Below are 12006 nucleotides of genomic sequence, written 5' to 3' on the forward strand. Positions count from 1 at the left end.
TGCGGAGTGCGCAAAGCGTCAGGGAGAAAAGCCTATCCGCGCTTGATAGCGGTTATAACGGGTCACGGTCGTATTCACAGATTACCTCTTAACGCCTTTCCCAAAAGGTGGAAATAGGTTTGCGAATCTGTGTCATTTTCCGTGCCCCATTCGGGGTGCCACTGGACCGCCAGCAAGGGGGCGCCATTGGGTCGGGCGCTATAGGCTTCGATAAGTCCATCGGGTGCGCGTGCCTCAACCGTCAGCCCATCCGCGAGCGTGCCGATGCCTTGAAAATGCACCGAGTTTACGTCCAAAGCGCCTTTGGCATAGGCAGTGGACAGCATGCCACCGTCCGCAAGTTCAACCGGATGGCGGTGGTCGAACATGGCGTCGAAATCAACATCATCGGGTGCGTGATGGCGGATGAGCGCATCGCTCGCGCTCGTGTCACGGCGCAAGGTACCGCCTAAGGCGACATTGATTTCCTGAAAGCCGCGGCAAATGCCAAAGACGGGCTTGCGCGCGTCAATCATGCGGTCGACCATCGACATTGCGATCTCGTCGCGGCCGTCGTCGAACGGACCATCGCCGCCTTCTTCCCCATAATGCCGCGTTGCGACATTTGACGGGCTGCCGGTCAACAATATGCCATCTATCCGTGGCGCGACTTCAGCGGCGGTCATCAGGTCGGGCAGTGAGGGGATGATTAACGCCGCGACATCGGCATAGGTCATGGCCGCGCGGATATAGCGGTTCATCACAGCTTGGGCGACTTCGCTGCCGACCATGCGGTTACACGCGATGACACCCAATACCGGACGGCTCATTCTGCTTACTCCTGCGCTATTTCTTGCTCACGCTGCTCCGATCAGCTCCCGGCCAATCAACATCCGGCGAATTTCATTTGTCCCTGCGCCAATGTCGAGCAATTTGGCATCGCGCCAATAACGCTCGACAGGCCAATCCTTGGTATAGCCAGCGCCGCCCAGTGCCTGAATGGCTTCGCCCGCAACCTTGACGGCGTTTTCGCTCGCCAACAATATTGCGCCGGCTGCGTCAAAGCGGGTGGTCTGCCCGGCGTCGCACGCCCGCGCGACATTATAGACATAGCTGCGTGCAGAATTGAGCGCGACATACATATCCGCGATCTTCGCCTGCATCAGCTGGAAACTGCCGATGGGTTTGCCGAACTGCTTGCGTTCGCGGACATAGGGCAAGACGACGTCGAGGCAGGCCTGCATCACGCCAAGCTGAAGCCCGGCAAGCACAACACGTTCATAATCGAGGCCCGACATCAGCACGCCAACGCCGCCATGCAATGGGCCCATCATCTGTTCTTCGGATACGAAACAGTCGTTGAACACGAGCTCCGCAGTCGGCGATCCGCGCATCCCGACCTTGTCGATTTTTTGGCCGATCGAAAAACCCTCCATGCCCTTTTCGATCAGAAAGGCAGTGATGCCGCGTGATGCAGCCTCAGGCGCGGTCTTGGCATAGACGACCAAAGTGTCTGCATAAGGCGCGTTGGTAATCCAGAATTTCGTGCCATTCAGGATGTAACCGCCCTGAACCGCTTCGGCCTTTAGCTTCATCGAAACAACGTCCGAACCTGCGCCGGTTTCGGACATGGCCAAACTGCCGACATGTTCGCCCGAAATCAGCTTGGGCAGATATTTCGCCTTTTGCTCAGGCGAGGCCCAACGCGCGATCTGGTTGACGCACAGATTGGAATGCGCGCCATAAGACAGTCCGATGGATGCGGACGCCCGGCTAACTTCCTCAACGGCGACAACATGTTCCAAATAGCCAAGGCCAAGGCCGCCATCTTCTTGCGCAACCGTCAGCCCGTGAAGCCCAAGCGCACCCATGGCTGGCCATAATTCCTCACGCGGAAACCAGTCATCGGCATCGATTTTGGTGGCCAAGGGCGCGATTTTATCCGTCGCAAAGCGCTTGGTGGTATCGCGGATCATGTCGGCATTTTCGCCGAGGGCAAAGTCTAAAGTCATCGCCATCCTCTGCCATTTATTTGATAGTGCCGCAAGCATGGGACTAGCCAGTTGCTGACCTTTTGCTTACCGCACTTTGATATTTTCCTAACGAGCGAATCTTTAACGATGCATTATGACATTCTCATCGTCGGTGGCGGCCATGGCGGCGCGCAAGCGGCCATCGCATTGCGGCAGGCAAAATTCGAAGGCAGCATCGCTATCGTCAATGCCGAGCCTGAATATCCTTATGAGCGCCCACCATTGTCCAAGGACTATTTTGCTGGCGACAAGGCGTTTGAACGCATCATGATCCGGCCTGCTGCGTTTTGGGCGGAGCGTTCGGTGGATATGCTGCTTGGCCAGCGCGTGGAGACGGTGGATGCCGCCGCGCATTCCGTCACGACGTCTGACGGCACAGTCATCACTTATGGCCATATGATCTGGGCCACAGGTGGCGATCCGCGGCAATTGCCGGTCACCGGGGGTAACCTACGCGGTGTGCATGTTGTCAGAACCCGGGCCGATGTGGATCACATGGTCGAAGGGCTTGATGATGTCGCTGACGTTGTGATTGTTGGCGGCGGCTATATCGGGCTTGAGGCCGCAGCGGTGCTGCGCAAAATGGGTAAGAAAGTGACTGTGCTGGAGGCGATGGATCGCGTGCTTGCGCGGGTCGCTGGCGAACCGTTGTCACGCTTTTATGAATCCGAACATCGCAGCCATGGCGTTGATCTACGCCTCAACGTCGGCATTACGGCGATTGAAGGCGACGACGTCGCCACCGGCGTGCGTTTGGCCGATGGCGACGTTATACCAACGCAAATGGTCATCGTTGGCATTGGCATCATCCCGTCGGTCGCGCCTTTGTTGACGGCAGGCGCGGCTGGTGGCGCTGGTGTTGATGTCGACGCTTATTGCCGGACGTCCTTGCCAGATATCTTTGCCATTGGTGACTGCGCTGCCCATGCCAACAGCTTTGCCGGCGGCAATGTCATGCGCGTGGAATCGGTGCAGAATGCCAATGACATGGCCAATGCAGTGGCGAAAAGCCTGACGGGTGTGCTGACCGAATATCATGCGGTGCCGTGGTTCTGGTCAAACCAATATGACTTAAGGCTGCAAACCGTTGGCATCAGCGCCGGTTATGACGCAACGGTGCTGCGCGGCGATTTGGATGCACGCAGCTTTTCGCTCATCTATTTGAAATCGGGCCGTGTCATTGCCCTCGATTGTGTGAACGCGACCAAGGATTATGTGCAGGGCCGCGCCTTTGTGACAGAGGGCTTGTCACCTTCCGCTGAACAATTGGCAAACACCGAAGTTCCCTTGAAAGAACTCGCCGCAGAATTGACAGCCACCTAAACTTTTGCCTCCAGTCCGTTCAGCCCTCACGGCCATTTTAGGTCCAACGAACACCGGCAAGACCCATCTCGCTGTTGAGCGGATGTGTGCGCATTCGAGCGGGATGATCGGCTTTCCTTTGCGGTTGCTGGCGCGGGAAATCTATGACCGGCTGGTGGCGATCAAAGGCGCGCAAAATGTCGCGCTGATTACCGGCGAAGAGCGGATCGAGCCGCCGCAAGCCCGCTGGTATTGCTGCACCGTTGAAAGCATGCCCATCCACAAGGAATTTGCCTTCGTTGCGATTGACGAAGCGCAATTGGGGGCGGACCCCGAACGCGGGCATATTTTTACAGACCGCATCTTGCATGCCCGCGGGCGTGAGGAAACGATGATCTTGGGTTCGGAAAGTCTGCGCCCGATCATCCGGTCGCTGCTGCCCGATGCGGAGATCATCTCTCGCCCGCGCTTTTCCACATTAAGCTATGCCGGCGCAAAGAAGCTGTCCCGCCTGCCCAAACGGTCTGCCATCGTCGCGTTTTCAATTGAGCAGGTGTATGCGGTCGCCGAAACATTACGCCGGATGCGCGGCGGCGCTGCGGTGGTGATGGGTGCTTTGTCGCCGCGCACCCGCAATGCGCAGGTGGCGATGTTTCAGTCGGGTGAGGTTGATTATCTCGTGGCCACCGATGCGATTGGCATGGGGCTGAACCTTGATGTCGCCCATGTCGCCTTTGTCAGCCTGTCGAAATTCGACGGTTCCCGCAGGCGCAGGTTGACCGTCGCCGAAATGGCGCAAATTGCCGGGCGGGCCGGACGACATCAACGGGACGGAAGCTTTGGCACGCTCGCGGGCGAAGGCAGCGAGTTTACCCCCGAAGAGGTGCTGGCGATTGAGGGGCACAGTTTCCCACGGCTAGACTGGCTATATTGGCGTGAAGCCAAGCCAAGATTTAACGACATCGCGACGCTGATCGCGGATCTTGAGAAAAAACCGGGCCGTCCGGGCCTGTTACCCGCGCCCAAGGTCATTGACCTTTTGGTGCTGAAGCGGCTGGCCGAAATGCCCGACGTAAAATCGCTAATCCGGCATCCTGTTGACGTCGCCCGGTTATGGGAAGTGGCCTGCTTGCCCGATTTCCGGCAAATGGGTGAGGAACATCATAGCCGCTTTGTCGCGTCCTTGTGGCAATATCTGGGGCAGGGCGAGCGTGTCATTCCGCACGGCATTTACGCAAATGAGCTCGCGCGGCTGGATAATATTCAAGGCGACGTCGACACGCTGTCCGCCCGAATCGCAGCGGTGCGGACTTGGACCTATATCGCGCACCGGAACGATTGGCTGGCGAACCCGCCGGCGATGGCCGAACGCGCGCGGGCGCTCGAAGAAAAATTATCGGACGCGTTGCACGATGCGCTGCGTCAGCGGTTTGTCGACAAACGGACATCGATGTTGCTGCGCAAAGGTGCTGGCGATGTCGGGCTGTTGCCCGTTGAAATCCAGCCAGATAATCGCGTTCTTGTGGATGGCGAAGACATTGGGACTTTACAAGGATTTGCCTTTCGGGTTGACCCGGCGGCAAAAGCGGGTGACCGTAAATTGTTATTGGCTGCCGCAGAACGACATCTGGCAGCGCATTTGAGACAAAAGGCAAAGGACGTATCTATGGCAGAGGATAGCGAATTCTCGCTCGCAGCCGATGGGGAGGGCAAACCTTCGATCTTTTGGAAGGATGACCTTCTGGGCACATTGACCAAAGGCCGCACGCTGCTTCAACCTGCATTTACGCCAATGAAGGCCGTCGCCGGACTTGAGGGCGACGCGCTGCGCGAGATTGTGACGCGCGCTGAAAGCTGGATTGAAAGCCAGTTGGCCAAGGCGATGGGCGGCATTGTCGGATTGCTTGATCTCGCTCAACAGGCTGATGTCGACGGCAACGTTCGTGCGCTCGCCGTGCGTCTTGCGGATGAAGGCGGGATTGCGGGGCGGCATTATCTTGCCGACGCCATCGCCGCGCTTCCCAAGGAAGCCCGCGGGGCCGCACGCAAGGGCGGAATCGTATTCGGCGCGCTCGATATTTATCACCATGCCGCGTTGAAACCCGCTGCCGCCAAATGGCGCGCAGCCTTGTTTGCCGCACGCGACAGCCGCGCCATGCCCGTGCTTCCACCCGAAAGCGCGGTGCACCTGAAGACATGGAATTTTGCGAACCCGTCGGAAGCCAGAAACGCGGGCTATCGCCGGATTGGTGATGAATATGTGCGTATCGATTTGGCCGAACGCGTGATCAAAAAAGCGCATGAAGCGCGGGGGCAGAACAATGCCTTTGGCATGGACATGGCCTTTGCAACGTCGCTGGGTATTAGCGAGGCCGGTTTGAAAGCGCTGATGCGTGACGCCGGTTTCCGTCCGGCCGAAGCGGCGGTTGTAAATGAAGCGGCGGCTGACGAAACTCCCGTGGTCGAAGAAAACACGCCAGTCGAAGCAACGCCAGCGCCCGAGGCTGCAGTTGAAGCAATAGTCGCCGACGCCGTTGCACCCGAGCAAACCGCGCCGAAAGAAAGCACGCCCGTCGTCCTGACGCATTGGCGTTGGGTGGGCTTGCCCAAACCCCGTCCGCCCGAACAGCGCAGGCCGCATGCTTCTGCAGAACGAAAGCCACACGCATCGGCAAAGCTAAAGGCTAAGCCCGATCGCGCGCCGCCAGCACCAAAGCCAAGTGCGCCGCCGTCTGCATTGGCCTTGCAATTGGCTGCGCTCAAGGGCCTCAAGCTCTAAAAGGTCAGGCAAACCTTGCGGATCGACAAGCTGCTGTTCTTTCTGCGATTGGCCAAAAGCCGTTCGCTCGCGTTGAGTTGGGCGGAGGCTGGCCATATAAGGTTGAATGGCCGCCGGATCGAAAAGGGCAGCGCCGCAGTACGCGTCGGCGATATCATCACTATGCCATTGGGCGAGGCTGTTTTGACTTTAAAGCTGTTATCTGTCCCCGTTCGGCGTGGTCCGGCATCAGAGGCACAGCTTTTCTATCAGCGTATCGACTAAAAAATTGGCGACTCGGTGCAATCCGGCGTTGACTTCCCCCTGCACCTCGCAATAGGCAGACGTATTGAAACGGCTAATCCGCCGTCGTGTATGGGAGAGTTCCGCCAATGACTTATGTCGTTACCGATGCCTGCATCCGCTGCAAATATATGGACTGCGTTGAAGTATGTCCGGTGGATTGCTTCTATGAAGGCGACAATATGCTCGTCATCAACCCAAATGAGTGCATCGATTGCGGCGTGTGCGAACCTGAATGCCCTGCAGAAGCGATTTTGCCAGACACCGAAAGCGGTTTGGAACAATGGCTTGAGCTGAACGCAACCTACAGCGCAGAATGGCCGAACATTACTTCAAGCCGCGAACCGCCTGCAGACGCAGACGAGCATAAGGGCGAAGAAGGCAAATTCGACAAATATTTCAGCGCGGAGCCCGGCGAAGGCGATTAAGCCTTCGCGCCGCGCCGCTCTTTAAGCCAGCTTCTTTGATAGGATTCTACTTCACGTAGAGCCTCGAAGACCGTGACGGTCGGCTTAGTCCGGCCGGTACGTCCCAGCGCGTATATCTGGCTGTAAAACCAATATTGGATCGCAAAGCCCTCAATACTGCGCACGGCCTTTATCTTGCGCAGGCCGGATAGCCATTCGGGCAACAGCTTAAGCTGGTTTTCAACCTTGGGCAGCATCGCCAAGCCACCGAGCAGGCGCTTAGGCGCTTCGGGCATGACGCATAATGGCCGCGCCAATCCGATAACATCAGCCGCCCTGTTGCGCAGCGCCTGTTCCATGGCCGATGCGCTGCGGAAACCGCCTGTGACCATCAATGGAATGGTCAACTCGCTCTTCATCGCTTTTGCAAAATCAACGAAATAGGCTTCACGTGCGAGTGTGGTTTCCGCGACGGTTTGCGTCTCTTCGGCTTCCATCCCCTCGATACCCAATAGCTTAGGTTGCTCATAAGTGCCGCCCGATATCTCGATAAGATCAACGCCAGCATCCTGAAGCCAGCGGGCCACCTGAAGGCTGTCTTCAAACGCAAAGCCGCCGCGTTGGAAATCCGCGCTGTTTAGCTTCACCGAAATCGGGAACTCAGGGCCAACCAGTGTGCGAACGGTGTTGACGGTGAACATCAGGAAGCGGGCGCGGTTGACGAGGCTGCCACCCCAGCGATCGTTGCGCTGGTTTGACTTCGGGCTGAGGAATTGGGAGATCAAATAGCCATGCGCTGCATGGATCTGAACGCCCGTGAACCCGGCGTTTTTGCAATGCAGTGCCGCCTGGCCGAACCGGCCAATCAGATTTAGAATTTCATCCTCGGTCAGTGCAACCGGCATTCCAAATTGTCCGCCGGGCAGGCCCAGCTTCACGGCGGAAGGTGCCTTGGGACGTGGATTGATGCCCCGCATGGTCTGGCGGCCCGCATGGCTTATCTGCGCCCAAAAATGGTTGCCATTGCGCGTCGCGGCCTTGGTCCACGATTTGAGCGCGTCCATCATGGCCTCGTCCGGCTGTCCGCCGAAAAAGACGTTTCCGGCCCGTTCCAGATGGTCGGCGTCAATATGGATGTTGCCCGAAATCTGGAGGCCCGCGCCTCCGTCAGACCAGACACCGTACAGGCGCTGCAATTCGGGCGTAGGTACACCTTGCGTGTCCGCCAACCCTTCGGTCATCGCGGCTTTTGCGATTCTGTTGTTGAGTACGGCCCCACAGGGCAGTTGTATGGCGCTACTTAAGATCACTTTGGCTCACTTGGTTCTTCAATTTTTGGTTCATCTGAACCATCGGTTTTGGGTTCGTCGCTTTCTTCCGGCGTTGCTTTTGCAGCATCGGTATCGGCACGTACGGGCATCGCTTCAACAGGTGCCTCATCGGTGGATTCGTCGGTGTTAATCATGTCGTCACTGATCGTGCCTTTAAGGCTTTCGAGATCATCCATCCGCGATTTGGTTACCTGATTGTCTTCTTTGCCGCTGCCACATGCGGACAATGCCAGCAAGGCTGCAAAGGCAGGTGCTATGATGGTGAAACGCATATCGTCCTCAGTTCTCTATTCCGGCGCGACCGTACAATTTCCGCCCGCTTTGGCAAGGCTAATGAGAAAGTCGGGGAAGGTGGCGCGCAAAGCTGCGTCGAAGTCTTGAAGCGATGCTTCAATGCCAAGGTCTGCGAGGCTGGTGACCGGATATTCGGATAGCCCGCACGGCACGATGCCGCCGAAATGATTTAAATCAGGCGCAATATTGACCGCAAAGCCATGCATCGTCACCCATCTGCGGATGCGCACGCCAATTGCGCCGATTTTTGCTTCCTGACCATTTTTGGTGTCGCACCATATGCCAACGCGGCCCTCGGCGCGGCGTGCCTCCACCCCGAAACGGCCAAGCGCGGCGATCACCCAACCCTCTAGCGCATGCACGTAACAGCGGACATCTTTGCAATGCTTGGCAAGGTCGACCATGACATAGCCCACACGCTGCCCCGGCCCATGATAAGTGTACCGTCCGCCGCGTCCGGTGTCGTAAACCGGAAATGCGGTGCTCAACAATTCGGCCGGGTCTGCGCTTGTCCCGCCTGTGTATAATGGCGGGTGCTCCAGCAGCCAGATAAGTTCCCGTGCGTTTTCGTCACGTATGGCCGCCTGCAACGTTTCCATACGGGCAACGGCTTCGGGATAGGGGGTTAGCCCTTCGGAAACGTCCCAATCAATATTGCAATCGATCTTCATGCGCGGTGCTTAGCATGGTGCAAGCCGCTTGCCACCGGATATGTCAGCCTCTACGCCGCGAAGGGTCAGGGAGTGTATATGCAAAAGAAGCTTGATTATCGTGCGGTGGCAAAAGATGCGCGCGCTTCATTCGCTGCGCATCGTGAAGCCATCATCGCCATTGCGGGCTTTTTCATTTTCATGTCGAATTGGATCGCTGGCTATCTGGCCCCACCGCTCATCCTTGAAAGCTTTGACGACACCGCCAAAGTCATCGCGGCTTTCAGCAGCTATTTCGAAGCAAATTGGCGGGTCTTGTTACCGGCCATGCTCGTGACAATGTATGGTAGCCTTGCGCTTTATGTCCTGATTTCGGGACGCAAACTGGCCAAAGTCGGCGATGCGCTTGTCATCGCCGCCGCTTTGTTCCCGACATATTTAACCGCGACAATATTGACCGGCTGGGCGACATTTGCAGGGTTCTTGCTGTTCATCATTCCCGGACTTTATCTCACGGGCCGTTTTGCCGTGTTGCCTGCGGTCATGGCACGAGAACCGGCACTGGGCATCATAGATGCGGTGAAGCAGACTTGGGCGACAACGCGCACATGCGGTTGGGCCATAGTGATACTGACTTTGTTTATCGCCATCGCCATACGCCTGGTTTCAGGGATCGTTGGTGATGCAGTCGCCGGGATATGCCAAGCATTGGCTGGCGAGGGCGGCGTACCTATCGTTCAAGCTGCGGTCAGCGCGTTTTTCGCAGCGGTTGAGGCTGTTATTTATGTTATCGCTGTGACGGCGGTTAACCGTCAGCTTGGGGCACAGACGGCACCCCAATAATCGGAATATGCGGGGCGGCGTCTCGTGGGATGAGCCCGCTGATCCGTGGGTCCTTAAATGTCTCCAATTGCCTTTGATAGGCCGTGAACCCAGCCTTTTGGTAAAAGGCGAGCGCCGTTGGACCGTCTAGCGTGCATGTATGCACCCACATGCGTTGCACGCCCGCCTCTGCCCAGCCCAGCTGAAGCGCCATGGCCATCAGCCATTTTCCGTGGCCCTTACCGCCGAGTTCAGGGATCAGGCCAAAAAAGGCGATTTCACATGCGCCATCGGTTCTGAAGTCGAGTTCCAATATGCCAACTTCAATCCCCCGCCTGTCGACCACCGCCCAAATCCGTACCTTGGGGTCGTGAATGGTCTCAATCAGCGTCTCGTCGTCCATCTCAAGGCGTGAGAACCAGAGCCATGGTTCGCCAATGCGGCGATAGAGCGTCCGGTATTTGTCGGCATGCGGGGCGTGCCAAGGCTCTAACCGCAAATCCGAAGCTGGCAGCGCGCGCAAGGGCGGACGCTTGGTCATTTCCAGCGAGGTTACAATGGCACCAAGGTCGCCATCCGCAATCGGGCTAAACGGCATTTAGGCTTAGTCCCAAGACACTTCGGGCGGAAGGCTCATCAAAATCGCGTCAACATTTCCGCCGGTTTTCAGTCCAAAGGTCGTGCCGCGGTCATAGACAAGGTTGAATTCGGCATAGAGCCCGCGCCAGCGGCGCTGCGCTTGTTTTTCTTCGGCTGTGAATGGCTGATTCATCCGGCGGCGCACCAGCTTGGGGAAGATATCGAGGAAGGCTTCACCTACATCACGGGTCAGTGCAAAATTCTGGTCGAAAAGCGCATCGCTGCTGTTTTCCAGATGGTCGTAGAAAATACCGCCAACACCGCGATGCACATTGCGATGGGGAATCCAGAAATAATCCTCCGCCCATTTGCGATAACGTTCGTACACGTCGGGGCCATAAGGCGCGCATGCCGCACGCAGGCGGGCGTGGAAGTCTGCCGTATCTTCTTCATACGGGATGGGCGGGTTGAGGTCGGCACCGCCGCCAAACCAGCTTTTCGTCGTCACAAGATAGCGCGTGTTCATATGCACGGCGGGCACATGTGGATTGGCCATATGCGCGACAAGGCTGATGCCGGTCGCGAAAAAATTGGGATCTTCAGCCGCGCCATGAATGGTCTTGGCAAATTCGGGGTTGAAGCTGCCACCGACGGTCGAAACGTTCACGCCGACCTTTTCAAAGATTTTACCCTTCATCACGCCGCGTACGCCGCCGCCACCGGGCGAGCCATCATGGTCGTGGCGATCCCAAGGGATATATTCGAATGATGCGTCTGATCCGGCCTCACGTTCGATGGCTTCAAACGCCGCACAAATGCTGTCACGCAGCGATTCGAACCAACTGCGCGCTGCTTGCTGACGATTGTCTAGGACCAGAGTCATACTGCACCTTCCGGAAATTGCTGGGTCTGCCGAAGACCTTCTGCCAGCGCGATGCCAGCCGACACCGAAATGTTCAAGGACCGAAATCCAGCGCCCATTGGAATATATACGCGGGCGTCGGCGCGGGCATGCACTTCGGGCGGGGCGCCGCTGCTTTCGGACCCCATCAGGATGACATCATCGGGCCGAAAGGCGAATGTGGGCAGGGCGGTTGACGCCTTGCTCGACATCAGCACCAACCGCGCACCGTTCAATGTTTCAAGAAACGCTGACCAGTCGGTATGGCGCTGGATCTTTGCATGCGCGACATAATCCATACCGGCACGCCTAAGTGCGCGTTCTGAAAAGGGAAAGCCGCAAGGTTCAATGATGTCGCATTGGACACAAAAGCATGCGGTTGTGCGTAATACCGCCCCGACATTGCCGGCCATGTCCGGCTGATAGAGCGCGATGCGCATGAAAACTCTCCGATGGAAACCAATATATGACGATTAGACCCTATGTGGCCCTCATGGCAACCGCGCCCGCGCGCAATGGCACGCGCGATGGTAAGGCCCAATCCGGAACCGCCTGTGGAGCGGCTCCGGCCAAGAACGACACGGTCAAGCAGGGGGAAGAGACCGCGCTAGAAAAGTCTGTTAACCGCCGTTGGGCTGGGCAGGGGG

14 protein-coding genes are annotated in these 12006 nt (G+C 57.5%); 6 read left to right on the top strand and 8 right to left on the bottom strand.

Annotated features, from left to right (window positions below; all coding sequences use genetic code 11):
* Window positions 1–74: 74 nt before the first annotated feature.
* Window positions 75–809 (bottom strand): gamma-glutamyl-gamma-aminobutyrate hydrolase family protein, encoded by a 735-nt coding sequence (locus ACIQZK_RS07050; RefSeq protein ID WP_397575502.1) that lies wholly within the window; start codon window positions 807–809, stop codon window positions 75–77.
* Window positions 810–836: 27 nt separating this feature from the next.
* Window positions 837–1997: an isovaleryl-CoA dehydrogenase gene (locus tag ACIQZK_RS07055; protein WP_333569027.1), complete on the bottom strand. Its 1161-nt coding sequence runs from the start codon at window positions 1995–1997 to the stop codon at window positions 837–839.
* 102 nt (window positions 1998–2099) lie between these two features.
* On the opposite strand from ACIQZK_RS07055, the gene ACIQZK_RS07060 reads away from it, so the two are divergent.
* The 4 genes from ACIQZK_RS07060 (at window position 2100) to fdxA (ending at window position 6803) form a co-directional block, all read left to right on the top strand.
* Window positions 2100–3335: an NAD(P)/FAD-dependent oxidoreductase gene (locus tag ACIQZK_RS07060; protein ID WP_397575503.1), complete on the top strand. Its 1236-nt coding sequence runs from the start codon at window positions 2100–2102 to the stop codon at window positions 3333–3335.
* 4 nt (window positions 3336–3339) lie between these two features.
* Window positions 3340–6093, top strand: coding sequence for a helicase-related protein (locus ACIQZK_RS07065; protein ID WP_397575504.1), 2754 nt, complete (start codon window positions 3340–3342; stop codon window positions 6091–6093).
* A gap of 15 nt (window positions 6094–6108) precedes the next feature.
* Entirely contained in the window at window positions 6109–6357 is a 249-nt protein-coding gene (locus ACIQZK_RS07070) for an RNA-binding S4 domain-containing protein (RefSeq protein WP_395637197.1), read from the top strand.
* Window positions 6358–6464: 107 nt separating this feature from the next.
* Window positions 6465–6803 (top strand): ferredoxin FdxA, encoded by a 339-nt coding sequence (gene fdxA / locus ACIQZK_RS07075; RefSeq protein ID WP_183941401.1) that lies wholly within the window; start codon window positions 6465–6467, stop codon window positions 6801–6803.
* Here the strand turns inward: fdxA and ACIQZK_RS07080 are convergent.
* The 3 genes from ACIQZK_RS07080 to lipB are packed head-to-tail and all read right to left on the bottom strand — an operon-like array spanning window position 6800 to window position 9078.
* The gene (locus tag ACIQZK_RS07080; protein ID WP_397575505.1) at window positions 6800–8092 is read right to left on the bottom strand and encodes an NADH:flavin oxidoreductase/NADH oxidase family protein; all 1293 of its coding nucleotides are present in this window, start codon (window positions 8090–8092) and stop codon (window positions 6800–6802) included. The genes fdxA and ACIQZK_RS07080 overlap by 4 nt on opposite strands.
* Complete coding sequence (locus ACIQZK_RS07085; protein ID WP_395634571.1) at window positions 8089–8385, bottom strand: hypothetical protein; 297 nt, start codon at window positions 8383–8385, stop codon at window positions 8089–8091. Before ACIQZK_RS07085 ends, ACIQZK_RS07080 begins: the two co-directional genes overlap by 4 nt.
* A gap of 15 nt (window positions 8386–8400) precedes the next feature.
* Entirely contained in the window at window positions 8401–9078 is a 678-nt protein-coding gene (lipB, locus tag ACIQZK_RS07090; protein ID WP_397575506.1) for a lipoyl(octanoyl) transferase LipB, read from the bottom strand.
* Window positions 9079–9156: 78 nt separating this feature from the next.
* On the opposite strand from lipB, the gene ACIQZK_RS07095 reads away from it, so the two are divergent.
* On the top strand, window positions 9157–9900 hold the full coding sequence (locus ACIQZK_RS07095; RefSeq protein ID WP_397575507.1) for a hypothetical protein: 744 nt from the start codon (window positions 9157–9159) through the stop codon (window positions 9898–9900).
* Here ACIQZK_RS07095 and ACIQZK_RS07100 read toward each other — a convergent pair.
* From ACIQZK_RS07100 to ACIQZK_RS07110, 3 genes are read right to left on the bottom strand one after another with little or no spacing between them, the layout of a single operon-like run.
* Entirely contained in the window at window positions 9863–10477 is a 615-nt protein-coding gene (locus ACIQZK_RS07100; RefSeq protein WP_397575508.1) for a GNAT family N-acetyltransferase, read from the bottom strand. The genes ACIQZK_RS07095 and ACIQZK_RS07100 overlap by 38 nt on opposite strands.
* Window positions 10478–10483: 6 nt before the next feature.
* Entirely contained in the window at window positions 10484–11341 is an 858-nt protein-coding gene (gene hemF, locus ACIQZK_RS07105) for an oxygen-dependent coproporphyrinogen oxidase (RefSeq protein WP_397575509.1), read from the bottom strand.
* Window positions 11338–11799 (bottom strand): tRNA (cytidine(34)-2'-O)-methyltransferase, encoded by a 462-nt coding sequence (locus ACIQZK_RS07110; RefSeq protein WP_395634566.1) that lies wholly within the window; start codon window positions 11797–11799, stop codon window positions 11338–11340. Before ACIQZK_RS07110 ends, hemF begins: the two co-directional genes overlap by 4 nt.
* A gap of 26 nt (window positions 11800–11825) precedes the next feature.
* On the opposite strand from ACIQZK_RS07110, the gene ACIQZK_RS07115 reads away from it, so the two are divergent.
* Window positions 11826–12006 (top strand): hypothetical protein (locus ACIQZK_RS07115; protein WP_397575510.1); only part of this gene is annotated, 181 nt, incomplete at its 3' end.

It is taken from the genome of Sphingorhabdus sp. (genome assembly GCF_044338195.1).
Classification (GTDB): Bacteria; Pseudomonadota; Alphaproteobacteria; order Sphingomonadales; family Sphingomonadaceae; genus Sphingorhabdus_B.

Bases quoted from the DNA above. Each gene is read 5' to 3' on its own strand.
- ACIQZK_RS07050 (WP_397575502.1), bottom strand. From the start codon at position 809: ATGAGCCGTCCGGTATTGGGTGTCATCGCGTGTAACCGCATGGTCGGC.
- ACIQZK_RS07055 (WP_333569027.1), bottom strand. From the start codon at position 1,997: ATGGCGATGACTTTAGACTTTGCCCTCGGCGAAAATGCCGACATGATC.
- ACIQZK_RS07060 (WP_397575503.1), top strand. From the start codon at position 2,100: ATGCATTATGACATTCTCATCGTCGGTGGCGGCCATGGCGGCGCGCAA.
- fdxA (WP_183941401.1), top strand. From the start codon at position 6,465: ATGACTTATGTCGTTACCGATGCCTGCATCCGCTGCAAATATATGGAC.
- ACIQZK_RS07085 (WP_395634571.1), bottom strand. From the start codon at position 8,385: ATGCGTTTCACCATCATAGCACCTGCCTTTGCAGCCTTGCTGGCATTG.
- lipB (WP_397575506.1), bottom strand. From the start codon at position 9,078: ATGAAGATCGATTGCAATATTGATTGGGACGTTTCCGAAGGGCTAACC.
- ACIQZK_RS07095 (WP_397575507.1), top strand. From the start codon at position 9,157: ATGCAAAAGAAGCTTGATTATCGTGCGGTGGCAAAAGATGCGCGCGCT.
- ACIQZK_RS07100 (WP_397575508.1), bottom strand. From the start codon at position 10,477: ATGCCGTTTAGCCCGATTGCGGATGGCGACCTTGGTGCCATTGTAACC.
- hemF (WP_397575509.1), bottom strand. From the start codon at position 11,341: ATGACTCTGGTCCTAGACAATCGTCAGCAAGCAGCGCGCAGTTGGTTC.
- ACIQZK_RS07110 (WP_395634566.1), bottom strand. From the start codon at position 11,799: ATGCGCATCGCGCTCTATCAGCCGGACATGGCCGGCAATGTCGGGGCG.